Genomic DNA, 19,419 nt, shown 5'->3' with positions numbered 1-19,419 from the left:
CCGTCACGTTCCGGGTCGAAGCGAGCGAACGCGCAGTCGCGAGAAATTCGCTGCGCACAACGTGATTGAGGCGGTCCCCGATTGAACGCGGCCCTTAGGCCGCGCCTTCCTCGACCGCCGCCGGAGCCGACCGGGGCGCGGAAACCAGCGCGGCGAAGCCCCCGAGCAGCGGCATGGCAACAAGAAGAGCGACCGCAGCGACGTCGAAGGCGACACCCGCACTGCCGGCGCGGTGCGCGAAGACGCCCGAGATCGGCGGCAACGCCAGCATGCTCCCGTAGAACGCGGAGAAGAAGATTCCCATTCCGACCGCGCGCGCCTGGACGGGAAGCGCCCATGACGGCAGGCTGGCGAACGTCGCTCCGGATAGCCCGGCCACCAGCCCCAGTGCTGCGAAGATGAGAACGTCGTGATCGGACACCGGAATGGCTGCCATCCCGACCGCGGCGAGCAGCAGAGATGCGGCAGCGATCCAGATGCCGGGGCCCCGCCGGATCGCAAGCGCGCCGCCGACTGGGATGGCCGCGATTGTGACCCACAGCGCGACGCTGACGTGAGAGGCGGCGATCTCGGCCGTATAGCCCCTCTCAGTGAGAAGCAACGGACCGAACGCAAACGCATTGGCGAAAGTGGCGTTGGCAGTGCCACCGACGACGCCTGCAATGGCCACCGCGGCCGTGACGGCCGCGCTTGGGAAGGCCGCGGACAACGGCGCGCCCGGTCGCGCCTGCTTCGGCAGCGCGAACAACAGGATTAGCGCCATCAGGGTCAGGATCACCAGTGCTACCGACGCCCCGATCAGCCCGAACTTGTCCGCGATCGGCGGCAACGCGATCAACGCCAGCGCTATCCCGCACGGCCACGAGCCGGCGAGAGCCGCCATCGCAAAGCCGAACTGCCTGCCTGCGAATATATCGGCGATCATCTTGGTGCCAGCGATGGTAAACACCACCGCGCCCGTGCCCGCGATGACTCTGGCCAGCAGGCGCGCGTTCCAGTCGCTCGACTGATCGACGACGGCGCCGGCGAACATCAGCGCCGCGCACAGGAGAAGCGTGGTTCGTTCGCCGAGCCTTTGGACCACTATTCCTCCAGGAAGCGCCACGAGGACGCTGGGCGCGAGATAAGCGCCGACCAGGATGCCGAGCCGGGCATAATCGAGGCCCTCCGCTCGAAGCAGCGGGCCGAGCGCTCCGACGCTTTCGAACTGCATGCCCATGACGCAACGCGCCGTGAAAAGCAGCGCTAGAATTCGCCATTTCGATTCCACAGGGCCTCCGCATCCGACGATTGCATCCAGCCAGTGTCACGTCAAAGCTTTCGCGAAGCAAGCCGCGATCTCGGCTTGACCAAAGGATCCTGAGCTCAAAAATCGAAAACGACGGGTCAACCGGGATGAAAATCCAATCAGTGTTACCGCATGTGTCGGCCCATTTCTGCCTTCGGGCCCCGGTCGCTGCTTCAGTGACGCATAGATGCGTAGTTGTCGCCATCATACTGCGTAGTCGCCCTCTGGCCCTTAGCCGTCTCGTTAGAGCGAGTGGATGATGTCCGCTCGCAAACCGTGGGGGAGATGGCAATGAAGCGGAGCTCGGCGGACGGCCGCTGGAAGGGCGAGATGCTGAACCATGAGCACACGCCGGTGAAAGGCGAGAAACCCGGTATTCGGCGGCTGTGAAATCGGGATCTGTTTCTCCGGGACCTGCACGGAGGCTAGCGGCGAGCTCGAACACATCGCGCTCGCCGGCAAGCGCAGTTTGCGGCTTGCGGCTTCGCTCAAGCTGTTGCGAAGAGCATAAGCTACCGATCATTTCGGCGCGTCTGCTCTGCTCTCAGAGGCGACATTGAGGTCGTGCATCTGGATGTCGCCGTTGGGCCAATTCCTGAAGTCGCTTCAACGGCAATTCCTGAAATCGCTTCAACGATGTCAGCTCGGGGTCAATGAGCGCCGTTGGCGGCTCGGCCGGCCGCTTCCGGTTTACCTCGATGAGCCGACAACAGGGAGGCCGCCCGGACCTGCGCCCTTCGGACCAATGGGTGACATGCAGCGCGATACTAGTCTACGAACAGCAGCCCGGCTCTTTATCGCCCTCGAACGTATTTCCACCGTCGAACAGCCGCTTCCGCTCGAGCAGCCCGACGGACGGCCGCCCGAGTTCTTTTGGGGTCAAGCAGGAAAGCGACAGCCAGTCGGACCCTTTTCCGCGGCGTCCCGAGACGTATCAGCGTCGAGATCGCGATGCTAGATTTCCTGCTCCTACCGAACAGGAGGCCGACATGGCTGATAGCGTCTACAAGGTCATTGAACTGGTTGGTACCAGCACCGATTCGTGGGAGAAGGCGGCTGCCAATGCGGTCGAGCAAGCTGCAAAGTCGCTCCGGGATCTTCGCGTTGCAGAGGTCGTCAAGCTCGATATGCAACTGGATGACAAGGGAAAAGTCGAGGCTTATCGCGCCAAGCTCAACGTGTCGTTCAAGTTCGAGGGATCCTGAGCCTCGGCACCTCGCCCCACTTGCGGGGCGAGGATGGCTCATTGGAAAAGGCGCGTTGCGCGGTCCGTCCAGCCGGGCGCTGTGGCCCATCTCGCGAGTTGGCCCTAGTCCGACAAGGACCGATATGCTTTGATGCGAGAGGGGCGCGTGGCGCGTGGTGGCCCCATGTACATGGTCATTCGCAAGTATGCCAAGGTTCGTTCGGTAGCGGACGCCGCTCGTCGCGCCAAGAGCGGCGTCGGTGAGATCCTGAGGCAATCGCAGGGATTCAGATCTTACCATGTGCTGGATGCGGGCGACGGTGTCGGTATCGCCGTGATGATATTTGACGACCGCGAAAGCGCCAACGCAGCCAATGCCAAGATACTGGCATTTGTTCAGGCGAGTCTACATGAGCTCGATCTTGGGGTTCCCGAAGTCACCAGCGGCGAGGTTTTGGTGAACATAGAGGCTGATAGGTCTTCAGGCATAAGGTAGCGGCAAACGTCACCGATGGCGTGGCGGGTGGCCCGCCTTGCTCTTGTAGTCGACCGGATGTCCCCCTCGCGTTTGCACGATCACGTCCTGGACATGTGCGTGCCGCCCGTCAGGGATATTCGACTGCGAGTGCTTTTCGAGGAGCAGCAACGACATGAAGCAACACACCTCCGAAGCATTTTCCACCACAGCGATCGGCTGGACACCGCTCCTGCTGATGGGCACCGCGATGCCGCCCCGGGATCCTGATGAAGACGAGGAGGATGAGGAAGACGACGATGAGGAAGATGATGCTGACGAACCGGCGGTCGTGCGCGACCCGGACGAAGACTAGACTAGCCCGTGTCTGGCAGTCGGCCCTATAATATCTGCCATGGGCTGGGATGCGAAAGACATAGCGCTTCTCAAAAAGCTCTGGTCCGCAGGACAGAGCGCGGCGCAGATTGCGCGCCGTCTCGGGTGCAGTCGTAACGCGGTCTGCGGCATGCTGACCCGTCTGAGCCTGAAGCGCGGCCACAAGCCGCCCACAGCACGACCCAAGATAAGGCCGGCCCCGAAGCTGAGGCCGTCGTCCGCAGCCTGCGCCCGTCCAGTCGCCCAGAAAGTGTCGTTCAGGACAGCAGAGAGGCAGCAGCCGAAGGAATTCAGCAAGCAGCAGCTTCACGCCATCTTGGCTGAGGCGGTCAGAAACACCGGCTAAGAGCTCACCACGAAATTCGTTGCGCTCCCGTGAGTGCCTAGCTCAGTTCGACGGGTTGGCTGTCGTGTACCTTCCCAAGCCCTCGTCTGCTTCGGGTCAAAAGCTGACAGTCGGCCAGTGTTGTGTTGAAGTCCCGCTAAGCGCCAGAAGCGGAACTGCGACAAACAATTTACCGAATTCTAGCGCTCATTGTTGCACATCCGAGGGATGTTGCCCTTTCGAACGACGGATCAAGGTGCTGAAACTGAACGCTGCGCGCGGCAGCGAACCATCGCGCAATCGCCAGCACTGCGAACTCATCTCGTGAGCAACTTTGCACCGGCGCTTCACCGCCGGTAGCGGCAATAGGACCTTTCGCTCACGTCAACAAACCGTACTGATGTGGCGCGAAAATAAAGTCCTGAGGCCTGAGTGCTTCCTCGCTATGGACAGCGACATCGTTGCCTGGGCTGAAGGTAATCAAGCTCTCGTGCGTTATCGGATCGAATTGCGAGATAGTAAGATCGGCGAAGCTCTGGATACCGAGCGCAGAGACATCGATGAGGTCGATACCTAAATTCGAGAGACCCTGCCCGAAATCCTCAACCCTGTCGTGGCCGTTCTCCAAATTGAATACGATCGTGTCGTTCCCGCCTTGTGCAAAATCAAACATCATCCGGGCATCTCCCCAGACGTCATCATTTCCGGTGCCGCTCACGATCTTGTCGCTGCCGCCGCGAGCGTGGTCGGACATGGATTGGGCATCGCCGACCAGAATGGTCTCGTAGCTGCCTGCTGGATGCGGATTCGGATCATCGCCACCTACCAGCGTGTCGTTACCGCCTTTCGCGTGGCCCGACATGGTCGACGCGTCCCCAAACGCCTGGTTGACGAGCTGCGGGAATACGTTGCCACCGATATAGATATCGTCGCCGCCAACGGCCCGATCACCCATGTTGCCGCCGGCGTCTCCGTAGAAGATATTTTGGTGTTGTGCGCCTGAGGCCTGGAATGTGTCATTGCCGCCCGCGGCACGATCAGACATATCGCCTGCGGCATCGCCATAGAATGTGCTCCCCCTAAGCCGGTCTTGTTGAACGTGTCATCCCCGCCGCGGGCAGAACCGGACATGTTCCCGCCAGCGTCGCCGGAGAAGACATTTCGATCGGCCAGCGTCGCGTCGCTCGAGTCATTGAACGTGTCATTCCCGCCGGCGGCGGAGCCGGATATGCTTCCACCGGCATCGCCAAAGACGAAATTGAACGGATTGGCTCCCGTGACCGCAAAATCGTCGCTGCCGCCAGCCGCATGGCCGGCCATGTCGCCGCCAGCATCACCATAGAGATAGCTATTGTACTCAGATCCGCTCGCAGCGAAGCTGTCATCGCCGCCGCGGGTGTGCCCGAGAAGGCTACCGCCGGCATCGCCGTAGAACACTACGTTACTATCCGGTCCGATGTGGCCGACGAACGTGTCGTTGCCGCCCGCCGCGCGGCCGATCAGGTTTTCACCGGCGTCTCCGTACACCGTGAGGGTTTGATGCGCGCCACCGGAAACGCGAAAGTCGTCGTCGCCACCAAGGGCGTGATCGGACAAGGTTTGGCCAGCATCGCCGTAGGCATTCACTTTCACCCCGGGCGTAAAGGTCTGGGGTAATTCGAGATTAAGGGTGTCCATCGCCGGCAATGGCCCAGTCCGAGATATCACTGCCGGCATCGCCGTACATGTTCAGGGTGAAAGTCTCCCCGACGGTCACAGCAGACGCGAGCACCTGGGCTGACAACGTATCATCGCCGCCCCGCGCATGATCGGAAATATTAGCGCCCGCATCGCCGAACAGACTTCCCGCGCCGGAAGTCACCAATGTGTCGTCACCGCCGACTGCGAAGTTGAGCAAGTTCAAACCGGCATCCCCGAACAACGTGTTCGTCGGGTCCGAACCAACCAGGGTTTGGCTTCCGCCATGCTGCCTTCCAGTCAGGGATCCACTTGTATCGCCAAATAGAACAGCCATAGGCCCCTCCATCGATTGCGGATTCCGTGGAGCTGCGTAGCGGAGGTTTACAACGTTTCGTTGTCAAAATTAAATTACATTTTAAATCAACTGAAATCATTAATTTAAATGGAGAGTTTCGATGAGTTCGCCCGCTGCCACTTCGGAACAATGCGCCGTTCCAGGAGGGGAATACAGCTTCTGCGGGATGTGTGAGGTATGTCACATCGTGTACGTGAAACGATGCTACCGTTGAAAGTCTTGTTTCCCGGCCCAAACGTCAGCATTTTTGGCAGCTGCAGTTCTAGGGGCTAGTAATGTGTAGTCGTCATCGGGTCTGTGACCGTATGGTCATTCTGCACGAACGTGTCTGGTCGCTTAATTCTCAACTTGCAGAGCTTCGAAACCTCAGCACTCAGGTGCAAAAGGCGTCGGGAAGAAACAGTCGCAAGCGTTTAAGACTCCCACGTATCGGGAAAGTGCGGCGTCGATCTCGGGGAAAGCTCGGCATTGACAGGTATGAGGCGTAGCTCGGCCGTGTGACCGTAAGCCGCAGAAGGTAAGGCTCTCTGTCAAACGTCTGCTATGGGCCAAAAGCGCTCTGTGCCGCGTACCGCCGCCAGCGTCGGCCTTGGATCAACAACAGGAGTCGATCGATAAAGCCGCGAGCTAATTCTTCATCTCGCTCCTGTCGAAAATAAATGCGGTCTGAAACACGCGCCCACCGTCGGTCCGCACTTCGACGGAAACATCTTGCCGTATGTCAGCGAATTCCTTCGCCAGATCCGCGAGCGACCTTGCGGCTTCGATTTCAGCCTCTTGCTGGGTGCGAAACTCCAACCCTTCCTCGTCGACAGAAAGGCCGGAATTGTCGCGGATATCGAAGTAGTAGCGGATCATGAGGGCATTCCCAATGCAGGCGGGAGCGCACGTCTCAGCCACCGATGGCCACGGCTTGGTCTTGGCCGGTGATGGAGAGAAAATAGAACAGCTCTGGGGAGGTTGCCATGATCTACTCTGGCGGTTGAAGCCTGGGGGATCGCAGCCACTCGCTCATATGTGAGCCAGTCTCGCATTGGTGGGCCTTCCGTAGAAGATCGTCACGAGCGGCTCCAGGTGTGAGCCTAGTGGCTTCCTCGCGCAGCCGTGTCGCTTCGGCTGCCAGACGCTCCTCGAGACCGACTGTCTGTTTGAAACGACGCCGCTTTTGAGTCATGGCGTGCACCTGATCAGTACTTCCGACGAGGCACGATTTTAAGATGCGGCAAAAAGCTCCGTCTTCAACATAAGTTAGATCAAATCGGGACTTCTGGAACTCAAGCTATGCAGCGAGTCAGGAACAGGCATCTTCCCCCCGAAGTGCGCCCTCGGTCAGGCGACCGGCTCCTGCCTCGCGGCGGTACCTGCCGATGGCAAGGGCAGTTCGATGTGGCACGTGACCCCGTCAGCGCCGAAATCAAGTTGAGCTTTTGCCCGCAGTGTGAAAGCGAGCGCCTTTTCAATCAAGGTTCTTCCGAAGCCCTTTCGGTTCGGTTCGGGCAGATCTTCAACTCCGCTCTCGATCCAATCCAGCAGCAGCACTGGTGCACTCTGTCCGTTGGTCTGAACACGCCACGACACATCGAGGTGCCCCCGGCCGTCCTTGAGAGCGCCATGCTTGACCGCGTTGGTCGCGAGTTCATGTAATGCGAGCGCAAATGTCTGGACGAGCTCGAGGCCTAGAGTGACGGGCGGCCCTGACACAGAGATCTTGTTCTCGACGGCGCCCATGGCTTCCAACTCCAGGCGAACGATGTCGCCGAGGTCAATCTGATCGCTCATGGTCCCGCCAACGAGGCTCTGAACGCGGCCGAGCGCCGCAAGCCGGGCGGAAAATCCTTCCAGCGACCCTCCTTTTCCAAGACTTTGTTGGGCCAAGGATTGCACGATTGCGAGCAGGTTCCGCGTGCGGTGTTGGAGCTCTGCAACGAGCATGCGCTGCTTCGCCTCCGAGCGCGTCAGGGTTGTGACGTCGATGAATGTAACGACGATTCCCTCGGTCTTCTGATCGCTGCCTCGATAGGGGGCGAGCCGGACCAGGTAGTGGGGACCCTTTCGGTCGCTGTCGATGCGGCGCTCGATCGGCTCTCCGCTCGAGAACACCTTGCGGATGTCATCGGCAAAACCTTCCAGACTCAAACGGCTCGAAAGGTCGGTGATGGGGCGACCGCGATCGGTCGGCAAAATATTGAAGATCTTGCTTACGGCCGGCGTGAAGCTCCGGATCACGAGCATCCGGTCGAGGAACACAGTTGCGACATCTGTGCTCTCAAACAGGTTTTGCAGATCGCTGTTGGCTCGATCGAGAGCGTCGATCTTTCCGTTAAGCTCGGCGTTGACGGTATGAAGCTCTTCATTGACCGATTGCAGCTCTTCCTTGGAAGCCTCCAGCTCCTCATTCGTCGACTGCATCTCCTCATTTACGGAAACCAGCTCTTCGTTCGAAGACTTCAGTTCCTCGAGCGCAGTCTCATATTCCTCGATCATGGATTGAAGGCGGTCGCGGGTTTCGCGCAGCTCCCGCTCGGTATGCACGGCCGCGCCGTCATGACCGGTTTGCGCGCGGTTGAGACCGTCCTCGCGGCTGAGCAGCGGTCCCTGGTCGGAGAACAGCACCAGAAAAAGCGGCTCGCCGACGCTCCGTTCTCCCAACGGCTCGATCGTAAGATTGACGAATTGGATGCCGCCTTCGTCGATGTCCAATGCGACGCCGTTGCGGCTGGCTGCACGGCCGGTCTCCACGACCTCGCGAAACAGCGTGCGCAGGTCGAGCCGCAGCCCCTTGCGCGCCATGGTCAGAAGTTGCCGTGTCGGTGCGCCGGCCGGCGCCTCCAGATACTTGCCTGTGCGGCTCGAATAATAGATCACGTCGCCGTCGTGATTGACGACGACGTGGGGCGGAGCAAAGCGTTCGACCACCTGCTCGTCCACGACCTGTCTCAGCGCGAGCCCTGACAGAGGCGATCGACGCGGCACCGATGCCGCGCCGTGCCCTGGGCGAAGGCCGTGAAGAACAACGGGAAGCCGCACCGAGGAGGCGCTATCTGCCCGTCGACGAAAAATGCGGTGCTGCTTTTCGATCGGCGAGAAAAGTTCGGTGAATTGGCTGACGTTTTCCGCCGTGCCCAGGAAGAGGTATCCGTCGGGGCGCAGCGCATAATGGAAGGTGGGGATGACCTGGTTCTGCACATCGATGCCGAAATAAATCAGCAGATTGCGGCAGGATACGAGATCGATGCGTGAAAACGGCGGGTCGCGAATGACGCTGTGGGGAGAGAAAATGCAGAGTTCGCGCACATCCTTGGCGACGACAAAGCTGCCGCCATCCGCGATGAAGAACCGTTTGCGGCGTTCGAGGGAAACGCTGTCCAGCAGAGCTTCCGGATAGCGGGCTGACCTCGCAACGGCGAGGGCGCGTTCATCGATATCGGTGGCGAATATCTGCACGCGCGGCAGCGCTGACAGCGTGTCCATATGTTCGCGCGCCAGCATCGCGATCGAGAACACCTCCTCGCCTGTGGCACAACCCGGAACCCAAATGCGTACGGTATCGTCCGCGCCTCGGCCCTCGAACAGCTTGGGGATGACCGACGTCGCCAGCGCCTGGAATGCGTCTTCATCCCGGAAGAAGTTGGTCACGTTGATCAGCAGGTCGCGGAAGAGAGCGCCGACCTCTTGCGGCTCCTGTCTCAGGCGTTCGAGATAGGCTTCGATGGTGCCGAGCTGCGTGACCTGCATCCGGCGCAGGACCCGGCGAACGAAGGTCTTGGTCTTGTAGCCGCTGAAATCGTGCCCGATCTGGTTACGCAGGATGCCATAGATTTCCGGCAACGACGGTCCGATCGTTTGATATTCCGCATCTTCCGGAGCTTCACCGACCATTCGCTCGAGCAATTCGATGCTTCGAACAAATTCGACGAGCTCGGGACCCATCTCCTCGACCGGGAGCGCAAAGTCGATCAGCCCGGACGAAATCGCAGCGTCAGGCATGTCGGCATGCTGCGGACCGTAGCCGTCAGCCACTTGAGCGAATGTAACCCCACCACGTTCCTTGATTGCCTTGACGCCCAGAGTGCCATCGGCGTCTCCGCCGGACAAAATGATGCCGCCAGCAAGCTCACCGACATCGACTGCGAGCGCACTCATGAAAATGTCGATTGGCTTGCGTTCCCTTCGGCTACTGTTCTTCTTGACCGAAAGGTGCCGATCCTCGATCGTCATGACGACGTCAGCCGGCATGACGTACACTTGGTTGTTTTCGACCTCCATTCCGTCCGAGGCGACGCTCACGGGGAGATCCGTATAGCGGGAAAGAATGTCGTGCAGGAGGCTTTCCCTGTCCGGGCTGAGATGGGTTACGATGACGAGCGCAACGCCGGGATGCGGCGGCAGCCCACGAAACAAGCCTTCTAATGCTTCGATGCCGCCCGCGGACGCTCCAACGCAAATGATCGGAAACCTGGGAGCGGATGTCACGATCGTGACCCCCGCATTCGCTTCGACAGGATTTGATGCGGACCCAACGCGCGGGGGGCGCCGGTCAGGGGCGCGCTTAGGCTGTGCTTCGTGGGCATCGGACTCCCCGAGGTGGCGACTTCCGCACCCTCGCAGTATACCGGGGCTTGTCAAGAACCCCGGGCGCCACGATCCGGTTCCTGGCCGGAAGGTCCATATTGCTGGCATTCAGCTTGGCGAGGGGTGCTCAGCGCAAAAAGAAGATCAAGGTGCGCTGCTCGAAGAAATTGGGGCCATGGCCGGTTATCCGCGTTATTGCTGGCCGGTCCGGACAAGCCGGCCGGGGCAGACGAGGAGAGGCCGAATGCCGCTATTCTTCTTCGACTTCACTTTTGACGGCATCATCGAGACGGACGATACGGGGGTACACTTCCCGTCCCTCGAAGCGGCCTACCTCGAAGCTTGCGCGGCGGCCCTCGACATGTCCTTCGAGAAGCTTCGGGCCCGCGGAAATCCTCAGTCGGATTCGGTTGAGATTTTGGACGGCAGTCGGCGGTTTCTAATGCTTGTACCGTTCTCTGAGGTGCTGCAGCCGAAAGCTGCGCATTTGGCTGTGCAACGCGATTTCGAGCGGCTTGCTCTGTCCTGCCGCCGGCAAATGGCGCGCGCAGAGCGGTTGAAGGCCGAGCTTGCCTCGGAGATCGAGAGTATTCAATCCGCCGCTGACCTCATGCGCGCCAGACTGGCAAGATTGCAGGCTGCGCCCACATTTTAGGAGTCGTCGGCCAGTTCGGTTTGCAGATACTGAGGATCGAATTCGGCAAACGCGTAGAGATCGTTCTTCTTCCAGATCACGAGGCGGCCGCGGCTGAACTCGACCAGTCTCCTCCCTCGCAGATGTTGCAGCACGCGATTGACGTGCACCGGTGAGAGACCGAGCAAGTCTGCAAGTTCGACCTGGGTCAAGGGGAGTTCGACCGCGTCGCCGTCGCGGGCATCTTTCTGCAGGCGATAGGCAAATTCACAGAGGACATGTGCCAAGCGGGCCTCGGCGGCTTTGCGTCCGAGGCCGATGAGCCGCTCCCGCTGAATGGAGGCCAGCAGCGCGGTCTCCCGCCACAGCGCACGAACGATCGAAGGCCGATGCGTGAGCAGCGACCGCAGCTCGTCAGCCGGGATCGATAGAACGAGTGAACTGGTGAGCGCACTGATCGTCGTCGGAGACCGGCCAAGCAGGACGTCTCCCGGATTGAGCGCATCTCCTGGCAGGAAGACCGACACGATCTGCAAATTTCCACCTTCCAAGGTCCGACTGGCGCGCGCCGCGCCACCGCACAGCATGTGCAAGGCGTCGCATCGTCCGCCTTCTGCCAAGACAACATCATCGCGTTCGAAAGTTCTTGCTCGCGCTGCGGAAATGAGCGCCTGTTCGTCTTCCGCCGAAAGCGCCATTCGAGACATCAAACGGCCCAGTGTCGAATGCCTGAGCGGGACTAACCCTGTCTCGGGCCGCGACGGAAGAGCGGATTCGCTAAGGGGGCGCGCGGACGAGACCATCCAGATTCTCAGATCTGCGTGAAACTCCAGTAGCTTAGCCTCATTTAGCAGGAGGGCTTTGAGGCGACCGGTCTTCGAAATGGCAAGTTCGCGCCGGTCTCGCGCCAAAGCGCGAAGCTCTTCCGGCTTACGGTTGTTGATCGAGAGACCATGCAGCAATGGCGATGCCTTTGCAGGTCAACGCACGAAGGGAACCGGAGTTCCAAGACCGACCGACGCTGATCGGGAGGGTCGAAAGCTAACAGCGCGGCCGGGCTTCCCCTCACGTCCCGCATGGCCTATGACGCTGCAACGCAAAAATCCCCGCAAAAAGACCCCATGATCCGCCTCGACAACGTCAGCAAGCAAGCCGGCCACCAGATTCTGTTCATCGAAGCCTCCGCGGCCCTCAACAAGGGTGAGAAAATCGGCCTTGTCGGCCCGAACGGCGCCGGCAAGACCACATTGTTCCGGATGATCGCCGGCGAGGAGCTACCCGACGAGGGGCAGGTCTCGACCGATCGCGGCATCACCATCGGCTATTTCAACCAGGACGTTGGCGAGATGTCCGGCCGCAGCGCCGTGGCCGAGGTGATGAATGGCGCGGGTCCCGTCAGCGAGGTCGCGGCCGAGCTGCGCGAACTGGAGGCTGCCATGGCCGACCCCGACAAGGTCGACCAGATGGACGAGATCATCGCGCGCTATGGCGAGGTGCAGCACGCTTTCGAAGAGCTCGACGGCTATGCGCTCGACGGCCGCGCGCGCGAAGCACTGTCCGGTCTCGGCTTCAGCCAGGAGATGATGGACGGCGACGTCGGCAAACTCTCCGGCGGCTGGAAGATGCGCGTCGCACTGGCGCGCATTCTCCTGATGCGGCCCGACGTGATGCTGCTCGACGAGCCGAGCAACCATCTCGATCTCGAAAGCCTGATCTGGCTGGAGAAATTCCTGCACGATTATGAGGGCACGCTGCTGATGACCTCGCACGACCGCGAGTTCATCAACCGCGTGATCTCCAAGGTTATCGAGATCGACAGCGGCTCGCTCACGACCTACACGGGCGACTACGAGTTCTACGAGCAGCAGCGCGCGCAGAACGAGAAGCAGCAGCAGGCGCAGTTCGAGCGTCAGCAGGCCATGCTCGCCAAGGAGATCAAGTTCATCGAGCGCTTCAAGGCGCGCGCCTCGCATGCCGCGCAGGTGCAGAGCCGGGTGAAGAAGCTCGACAAGATCGAGCGGGTCGAGCCGCCGCGCCGCCGCCAGACCGTCGCGTTCGATTTTCCGCCGGCGCCGCGCTCCGGCGAGGACGTGGTCGCGCTGAAGAACGTGCACAAGGGTTACGGCAGCAAGCGCATCTATGACGGGCTGGATTTCATGATCCGGCGCCGGGAGCGCTGGTGCGTGATGGGCGTCAACGGCGCCGGCAAGTCGACGCTGCTCAAGCTGGTCGCCGGTGCGAGCGAGCCCGACCAGGGCACCGTGGCGTTAGGGGGCAGCGTCAAGATGGGGTATTTTGCCCAGCATGCGATGGATCTGCTCGATGGCGAGCGCACCGTGTTCCAGTCGCTGGAAGATCAATTTCCGACCGCGGGGCAGGGGTCCTTGCGCGCGCTCGCCGGCTGCTTCGGCTTCTCCGGCGACGACGTCGAGAAGCGCTGCCGGGTGCTGTCGGGCGGCGAGAAGGCGCGGCTGGTGATGGCCAAGATGCTGTTCGACCCGCCGAATTTCCTGGTGCTGGACGAGCCGACCAACCATCTCGACCTCGCCACCAAGGAGATGCTGATCACGGCGCTGGCGGATTTCGAGGGCACCATGCTGTTCGTCTCGCACGACCGCCACTTCCTGGCGACGTTGTCGAACCGGGTGCTGGAGCTGACTCCGGAAGGCATCCACCAATATGGCGGCGGCTACACGGAATACGTCGCGCGCACCGGGCAGGAGGCGCCGGGGCTGCGGAGCTAGCATTCCGCGACATGCCTTGACGCGTCAAGACCTCTCGCTACGCTCCCCAAAAAAGGGAGCGAACACAACTATGAAGCAACTGCGGATCGGCGACATCACCATCGATGCGGTGATCGAGCGGGAGGGGCCGTGGCGGCGGCCGCAGGATTTCTTCCCGGCCTATGACGAGGGCGTGTTCGCCCGGCATTTGCCGAGCATGGAGCCCGAGGTCTTCGACGCTACGCGCGGCATGATGGTGATCACTTACCAGACGTTTGTGGTGCGCACGCCGCGCTATACCATCCTGGTCGACACCTGCACGGGCGAGGACAAGGGCCATCCGCCGCCGTTCGATTTTCCCGGCAAGGAGCGCTGGCGCAACGAGCTGTTCGCGCTCGGCATCGGCTTCGAGCAGATCGACTACGTGTTCTGCACGCATTTGCACATCGACCACACCGGCTGGAATACGACCCTGCGCGACGGCCGCTGGGTGCCGACATTTCCGAACGCGAAATACGTCTTCCACAAGGGCGAGTATGCGGCCTGGGAGGCGGAGCATGCCAAGGGCAACAATCCACCCGGCACCGTGTTTCGCGACAATTGCCTGCCAATCGTCGAGGCCGGGCAGGCGCTCCTGGTCGACGACGACTACGCGCTCGACGATACCGTGACGCTGACGCCGACGCCGGGGCATTCGCCCTGCCATTGCTGCGTCAACATCTTCTCGAAGGGCCAGCGCGCGGTGGTCGCGGGCGATCTCATGCATCACCAGATCCAGTGCCGCGAGCCGGACTGGTCGGCCAAGCCGGATTGGGATGCAAAGCAGTCAGCGGTGTCGCGGCGGAAGTTCTTCGCTTCCGTCGCCGACACCGACACGCTGGTCCTGCCGATCCATTTTCCGGCACCGACCGTCGGGCTGATCAAGCCGCTCGGCACCGCGTTCGACTATCGCTTCAGACGGGACTAGACCGACCGCGCTTCGGACGCTCTAGTACGTGTAAAACATCCGCTGGATTTCCTTGCTGTCGGTCGTCTTGGTCAGCGCCAGCATCAGCAAGATGCGCGCCTTCTGCGGATTGAGCGTATCCGAAACGATGAAGTCGTGTTCGTCGTCCTTGGCTTCGCCATTGCGCGCGACGATGCCGTTGCCGACACGGCTGCTGCGAACGATCGCGACACCCTTCTTGTGGGCCTCGTCGAGAGCCGGCTCGACCGCGGGCCGGGCCAGGCTGCCGTCGCCGACCCCGGCATGCACGATCCCCTTGGCCCCGGCGGCGACAAAAGCGTCGATCGCGACCCGGTTCATGTTGGCGTAGCCGTAGACGATATCGACCTGCGGCAGGGTATCGAGGTTGGACACGTCAAATTCGGAGTCCGCCGTGTGCCGGCGCGTCGATTGACGATAGAAATACGGCTTGTTGCCCTGCATGTAGCCGAGAAAGCCGAGCTCAGGGGTGCGGAAGGTGTCTGCCGTCGAGGTGTTGGTCTTGGTAACGTCGCGCGCGGCGTTGATCTGATCGTTGAGCGCAACGAGCACGCCCTTGCCGACGGCCTCGTCGCTGCCTGCCAGGATCACCGCATTGAAGAGGTTGATCGGCCCGTCCGCGCTGATCGCCGTCGACGGCCGCATCGCGCCGACGATGACGACGGGTTTCTTGCTCTTGACGACCAGGTTCAGGAAATAGCTGGTTTCCTCGATCGTATCGGTCCCGTGCGTGATCACGATCCCGTCGACATCGTCCTGAGCGAGCAGCGCGTTGACGCGCTTTGCAAGCTTGAGCCAGTAGTCATTGTTCATGTTCTCGCTGGCGATCTGGAAGACCTGCTCGCCCTTGACGTTGGCCACCGTTTTCAGTTCGGGGACGGCGTTCAGGAGGGTCTCGATGCCCACCGTGGCTGCGGTGTAGCCAACCACGGTCGTGCTGCTCGCCCCACTGCCGGCGATCGTGCCGCCGGTCGCGAGAACCATGACATTGGGCAGACCGGGCCCCCTTGCATTCGCGACGTCAAAACTGATGAGCAGCGCAACGAGCAAGCTCACTGTCGCAATGATCTGATTACGCACTCGAAGTTGCCACATCTTGACGTCCTTCTCCTGGAAAGCCTGGTCGATGCGCCCCAATTCGCTCAGCACGCCATGATCCGTCAGCCGGGGCTTGCTGTCCAGCGTTGCGATACGCGGGGAGGTTGCGAAAGTTTTTCCCTCTTTTCTTCGGAAACAAGAACGCCTTGTTCGGACGCAAGAACGTCGATGCCCGGGACAAGCCGGGCATGACCAGTTCGTAGAGCGATTGCTTGCTAAAGCAGCAGGGAATTCAAAGAAGCCGCAAATGCGCGGGGCGTCACGCGCCCATTTCGCACTTTTTCATGAAGCTGCTCTTGGCGGCCCCGGCGAGCGGCTTGCCGTCGGCGCTGACGGCCTTGGGTGCACAGGCATCGGCCTTGCACTTCTTCAGGAACGAGGTCTTGGCAGCGCCAGCCAGCGGCTTGCCGTCCTTGCCGACCGCCTTGCTCTCGCAGGTGTCTTCGGCGAGCGCCGAGCCCGCTGCAAAGGTGGCGACGATCGCTGCGAGGAAAATCCGCTTCATCATGGGTGTCTCCCTAACCAAAATTGGCGTGGAGATTGGAAACCGGAATCGTGGCGCAATCAAGCAGGATCGCGCGCCTTGAGGTCGATCGCCGCTTCTTGCATTCATCCATGGTTCAGACGCCGCGCGCGAGCAACGCCTTGAAGTCCGCGCGTGCGCGCTGCGCCTCGGCCCGCGCTACCTCGGAGGCGTCACCCATGCCGAAATAGCCATGGATCAGGCCGGGGCCTTCATGATGCCTGACCGGCACGCCGGCCGACTCCAGCGCCCGCGCATAGGCGGCGCCCTCATCGCGCAGCGGATCGAACCAGGCGGTGGTGACGATCGCGGGCGCGAGGCCCTTGAGCGAGGCGGCGCGCAGCGGCGAGACGCGCCAGTCGGCGGCGTGAGCGGGATCGGCAAGGTAATGGCCGCAAAACCATTCCATGGTGGCGCGCGTGAGGAAGAAACCTTCGGCATTCTCGCTGCGGGACGGAAAGCGCGCGTTCTCGCGCGCATCGGCATAGGCGCCGACAGTGTCGGTCACGGGGTAGACCAGCAGCTGCGCGGCGAGGTTGATGCCGGCATCGCGGCAGGCGAGTGCGGTGGTGGCGGCGAGATTGCCGCCGGCACTGTCGCCGGCGACGCCGAGGCGCCTGGCATCGCCGCCAAATTCCGCGATGCGGTCGACGATATCACGCACGGCCGCAAAGGCATCCTCGAACGCGCCGGGAAAGCGTGTTTCCGGCGGCCGCCGATAGTCGACCGAGACGACGACGGCGCCGGTCTCGATCGCGAGATTGCGCGCCTGCCGGTCGTGGGTTTCGAGATCGCCGGCGACCCAGCCGCCGCCATGGAAGAACACCACGGTCGGCGCAGGATTGCTGCCGATCCGGTAGAGGCGCGCATCGAGCAGGCCGGCGCCGCCCTTCACCTTGATATCCTGCACGGTGTCCACGGGCGGCGGTGGCACCGCCGCGCGCGAGGCAGCCAGTGCGCGCAAGGAATCGCGAGCGCTCTGTGGCGTCATCGTGGTGGGATCGCGCAGCGGCAGCAGCGGAATGATCTGGGCGATGACGGGATCGAGCGGCGCGGCCATTTGCGGGTCCTCCCAGGGTTCTTGGTCTTGCTTGGCCGCCAGCATAGAATTTGCGCGCCGGATCGGCAACCGCCGGTGCGGTGCGCTGCTGCGGGATGAAACGGGCAGGGGCGGTCCGAACTGAAATTCGAAACGCTGGTGCAGTCGCGCTGCAGCGTGCGCGGCTTCAGGAACGCGCTGCAGGACACCGTGCGTTCCGACATCGTGTGCGACGTCGCAGCACGATGCGGAGTTCGAGCGCTATGTCGATTTTGCCTGTCGGTACGAAGGACTCACGGAGGAGATTATTCTCTCACCGAAATTTTTGGTGCGGAGTCCTCACGGCCTCTTGCAATCTCGATCGTGCAGGAGGAACAATATCGGGACTGAAAGGTTTGTTGCTGGCGCGAGGGAATTGACATGCGGCGGCTGGCTAGCCTGGTTCGATGGTTCTTCGGTCCGCGATTGCGGCGCCCGATCGATGAGGATCCAACTCTTCCCTTCACACCCGATGAGTTCAGTAGACTCATTCGCAGCGGCAGACGCGAGGATATGAAGCTGCTTGCGGAAGGCCTGGCTTGCCGGTCGATGCCGCGGCGCGCGAAATTCCGGGCGACGCATTAGGCCCGCCCGCAAGACGAGATCGACGCGCTCACCGCGTGAGCGCGACCTGCTTGAATGAGGCGACCAACGCCTTCTCCAGCTTACCAGTCATGCCACATAGAATGTTGTAGGCTTCCGTCCGCGGCATGGTCGGCTTGTAGGAGCGGCGCTCGATCAGCGCCGCAAAGATGTCCGAGATCGTGAGGATTCGGACGACGTCACTGATGCTCGCAGCGCAGAGCGCATCCGGATAGCCGCTTCCGTCGAGATACTCGTGATGATGGCGCACGGCGTCGAGGATCTCCGGCGAAATTCCCTCGTGCCCTTTTAGAAATTCGAAGCCCGCGACCGGATGGGCCTCGATCGTGGCGCGCTCCTCCGGATCGAGCCGGCCGGGCTTTTCGAGGATGGCGAGCGGGATCCGGGCCTTACCGATGTCGTGGAACATCGCGGCCGAGCAGAGGCGCTCGAGATCGCGGCGGCCGAGGCCGAGGCTAAGACCGAAGTCGATGGTAACGCCGGTCACCAGCAGGCAGTGCTGATAGGTTCCCTCATGGTGGCGCCGTACCGTCGTGAGCCATTCGGACAGGCCATGCTGGGTGATGCGGTCGGCGATCTTCCGGCCGGCGGCCTTGGTAGCCTCGACCTCGAGCGGCTGGCCGAGGGTGGCGCAGGCGAACATCGAAGCGATCGCGGTCGCCGCGGTCTCGACGGCGTTATCGGGCTGCGCTGTGCCGTTTGGCGGGGCGGACGCCTCGTCGGCTGGATCGGTCAGTACCGCCAGCAGTTGAATCCGGTTGATGGTGCCGGGAAGGACGTGCGTTGCCCCAAGTGCGTAAGCCTGCGAGATGCCGACGTGGGAGGTGTGCTCGACTAGGAAGATCCGCTTCCTCGCCCTCGCCAGTTTGCCGGCGCGTCTTTTAATGGCCGCGATGTTGTCGACGTCGCGCAACTCCACTTGCGACAGCTTGGCATCGGCGTCGAGCCGTTCGCCCGCGACGGTAAATTTCCGTTCGAGGATCGAGCAGATGCCCGACAGCTTGTCGGACGTGTCGGCCAGCACATGCACGAACGGGCGGGCCGTCTCCGTCTCCCGGACGCCGTCGTCGCGATTCACAGGGCTGTGTATGGTTCGCGCGTTTTGCACGTTCTGACCTGGACCTGACCGTACTGGAGTTCAATGGGTGGGGTGAATTCTCGGGCCTATTTGCTCTGAGTGGAGTTCTGCGCGGCGGGCTGTGCACTCGCCGGTTTTCTCTTATTGTCCGTAATGAAGTGGACGCCGGCCATGGTGCCGTCGATCCAGACCAGCTCGCAGCGCCGGTAGGCGAGGCCGGTCGACGACAGCAGCATGAAGAATTCCTTTGCCTGGAGCACGTCGAGCGTGCCCTCGACCTCGAGCTTGGCGCCCGTCTGCGACACGTCGAGCAGGACGCAGCTGCGGCGCCAGGTGCCGTCCGAGCCCATCAGATTGACCGGCTGCTTGTGGTCCATTTTCACGCGAGATGCTTTGCGACCGTCGAACTTCATTGGCTATTCCCCCATTTGTTGCGCCGCG

The 19,419-nt window shown here is 61.7% G+C and carries 20 protein-coding genes and 1 pseudogene; 9 read left to right on the top strand and 12 right to left on the bottom strand.

Going from position 1 to position 19,419, the window contains the following annotated elements; genetic code table 11:
- Positions 1-94: 94 nt before the first annotated feature.
- Positions 95-1,213 (bottom strand): MFS transporter, encoded by a 1,119-nt coding sequence (locus tag JJB99_RS21280; protein ID WP_210347624.1) that lies wholly within the window; start codon positions 1,211-1,213, stop codon positions 95-97.
- Positions 1,214-1,588: 375 nt separating this feature from the next.
- Here JJB99_RS21280 and JJB99_RS21275 point away from each other — a divergent pair.
- The 5 genes and pseudogenes from JJB99_RS21275 to JJB99_RS21255 form a co-directional block, all read left to right on the top strand.
- A pseudogene (locus JJB99_RS21275) lies at positions 1,589-1,799 on the top strand (GrlR family regulatory protein); the annotation flags it as partial.
- Between the two features lie 478 nt (positions 1,800-2,277).
- Positions 2,278-2,493 (top strand): dodecin family protein, encoded by a 216-nt coding sequence (locus JJB99_RS21270; protein ID WP_200494280.1) that lies wholly within the window; start codon positions 2,278-2,280, stop codon positions 2,491-2,493.
- Between the two features lie 165 nt (positions 2,494-2,658).
- Positions 2,659-2,970, top strand: coding sequence for a hypothetical protein (locus JJB99_RS21265; protein WP_200494279.1), 312 nt, complete (start codon positions 2,659-2,661; stop codon positions 2,968-2,970).
- Positions 2,971-3,124: 154 nt separating this feature from the next.
- Positions 3,125-3,304 carry a hypothetical protein gene (locus tag JJB99_RS21260; protein ID WP_200494278.1) on the top strand — a complete coding sequence of 60 codons (180 nt, stop codon included), beginning with the start codon at positions 3,125-3,127 and terminating at the stop codon, positions 3,302-3,304.
- Positions 3,305-3,343: 39 nt separating this feature from the next.
- Positions 3,344-3,670, top strand: coding sequence for a GcrA family cell cycle regulator (locus JJB99_RS21255; RefSeq protein WP_200494277.1), 327 nt, complete (start codon positions 3,344-3,346; stop codon positions 3,668-3,670).
- Positions 3,671-4,028: 358 nt separating this feature from the next.
- Here JJB99_RS21255 and JJB99_RS21250 read toward each other — a convergent pair whose 3' ends face one another.
- Positions 4,029-4,694 carry a hypothetical protein gene (locus JJB99_RS21250; protein WP_200494276.1) on the bottom strand — a complete coding sequence of 222 codons (666 nt, stop codon included), beginning with the start codon at positions 4,692-4,694 and terminating at the stop codon, positions 4,029-4,031.
- Positions 4,695-4,957: 263 nt separating this feature from the next.
- Here JJB99_RS21250 and JJB99_RS21245 point away from each other — a divergent pair, with 263 nt between their 5' ends.
- A complete protein-coding gene (locus JJB99_RS21245) occupies positions 4,958-5,305 on the top strand; it encodes a hypothetical protein (RefSeq protein ID WP_200494275.1) in 348 nt (115 codons plus the stop codon).
- 7 nt (positions 5,306-5,312) lie between these two features.
- On the opposite strand, the gene JJB99_RS21240 is transcribed toward JJB99_RS21245, so the two are convergent.
- From JJB99_RS21240 to JJB99_RS21230, 4 genes are all read right to left on the bottom strand, one after another.
- A complete protein-coding gene (locus JJB99_RS21240; RefSeq protein ID WP_200494274.1) occupies positions 5,313-5,663 on the bottom strand; it encodes a hypothetical protein in 351 nt (116 codons plus the stop codon).
- A 648-nt stretch (positions 5,664-6,311) separates the two neighbouring features.
- On the bottom strand, positions 6,312-6,542 hold the full coding sequence (locus JJB99_RS21235) for a DUF6894 family protein (RefSeq protein WP_200494273.1): 231 nt from the start codon (positions 6,540-6,542) through the stop codon (positions 6,312-6,314).
- Positions 6,543-6,654: 112 nt separating this feature from the next.
- Positions 6,655-6,858: a hypothetical protein gene (locus JJB99_RS36280; protein WP_246774935.1), complete on the bottom strand. Its 204-nt coding sequence runs from the start codon at positions 6,856-6,858 to the stop codon at positions 6,655-6,657.
- Positions 6,859-7,013: 155 nt separating this feature from the next.
- Positions 7,014-10,157: a CheR family methyltransferase gene (locus JJB99_RS21230; protein WP_200494272.1), complete on the bottom strand. Its 3,144-nt coding sequence runs from the start codon at positions 10,155-10,157 to the stop codon at positions 7,014-7,016.
- 343 nt (positions 10,158-10,500) lie between these two features.
- On the opposite strand from JJB99_RS21230, the gene JJB99_RS21225 reads away from it, so the two are divergent.
- Positions 10,501-10,911, top strand: coding sequence for a DUF6894 family protein (locus JJB99_RS21225; protein ID WP_200494271.1), 411 nt, complete (start codon positions 10,501-10,503; stop codon positions 10,909-10,911).
- Here the strand turns inward: JJB99_RS21225 and JJB99_RS21220 are convergent.
- The gene (locus JJB99_RS21220) at positions 10,908-11,852 is read right to left on the bottom strand and encodes a Crp/Fnr family transcriptional regulator (protein ID WP_200494270.1); all 945 of its coding nucleotides are present in this window, start codon (positions 11,850-11,852) and stop codon (positions 10,908-10,910) included. The two genes, JJB99_RS21225 and JJB99_RS21220, sit on opposite strands and share 4 nt — an antisense overlap.
- A gap of 159 nt (positions 11,853-12,011) precedes the next feature.
- Here JJB99_RS21220 and abc-f point away from each other — a divergent pair, with 159 nt between their 5' ends.
- Positions 12,012-13,634, top strand: coding sequence for a ribosomal protection-like ABC-F family protein (gene abc-f / locus JJB99_RS21215; RefSeq protein WP_200494269.1), 1,623 nt, complete (start codon positions 12,012-12,014; stop codon positions 13,632-13,634).
- Between the two features lie 70 nt (positions 13,635-13,704).
- A complete protein-coding gene (locus tag JJB99_RS21210) occupies positions 13,705-14,580 on the top strand; it encodes an MBL fold metallo-hydrolase (RefSeq protein ID WP_200494268.1) in 876 nt (291 codons plus the stop codon).
- A gap of 21 nt (positions 14,581-14,601) precedes the next feature.
- Here JJB99_RS21210 and JJB99_RS21205 read toward each other — a convergent pair whose 3' ends face one another.
- From JJB99_RS21205 to JJB99_RS21185, 5 genes are all read right to left on the bottom strand, one after another.
- Positions 14,602-15,747, bottom strand: a complete 1,146-nt coding sequence (locus JJB99_RS21205; RefSeq protein WP_283815978.1) for a type II asparaginase — start codon at positions 15,745-15,747, stop codon at positions 14,602-14,604.
- A gap of 208 nt (positions 15,748-15,955) precedes the next feature.
- Positions 15,956-16,204, bottom strand: coding sequence for a hypothetical protein (locus JJB99_RS21200; RefSeq protein WP_200494267.1), 249 nt, complete (start codon positions 16,202-16,204; stop codon positions 15,956-15,958).
- A gap of 112 nt (positions 16,205-16,316) precedes the next feature.
- Positions 16,317-17,279 (bottom strand): alpha/beta hydrolase, encoded by a 963-nt coding sequence (locus tag JJB99_RS21195; protein WP_200494266.1) that lies wholly within the window; start codon positions 17,277-17,279, stop codon positions 16,317-16,319.
- A gap of 631 nt (positions 17,280-17,910) precedes the next feature.
- Positions 17,911-19,008 carry an HD-GYP domain-containing protein gene (locus tag JJB99_RS21190; RefSeq protein WP_200494265.1) on the bottom strand — a complete coding sequence of 366 codons (1,098 nt, stop codon included), beginning with the start codon at positions 19,006-19,008 and terminating at the stop codon, positions 17,911-17,913.
- A 56-nt stretch (positions 19,009-19,064) separates the two neighbouring features.
- Positions 19,065-19,391: a PilZ domain-containing protein gene (locus JJB99_RS21185; protein ID WP_200494264.1), complete on the bottom strand. Its 327-nt coding sequence runs from the start codon at positions 19,389-19,391 to the stop codon at positions 19,065-19,067.
- Between the last annotated feature and the right edge of the window lie 28 nt (positions 19,392-19,419).

It is taken from the genome of Bradyrhizobium diazoefficiens (genome assembly GCF_016616235.1).
Lineage (GTDB): Bacteria > Pseudomonadota > Alphaproteobacteria > Rhizobiales > Xanthobacteraceae > Bradyrhizobium > Bradyrhizobium diazoefficiens_H.
Note: the sequence above shows the minus strand (reverse complement) of the source record. Positions and strands in the feature narration are given on the sequence as shown.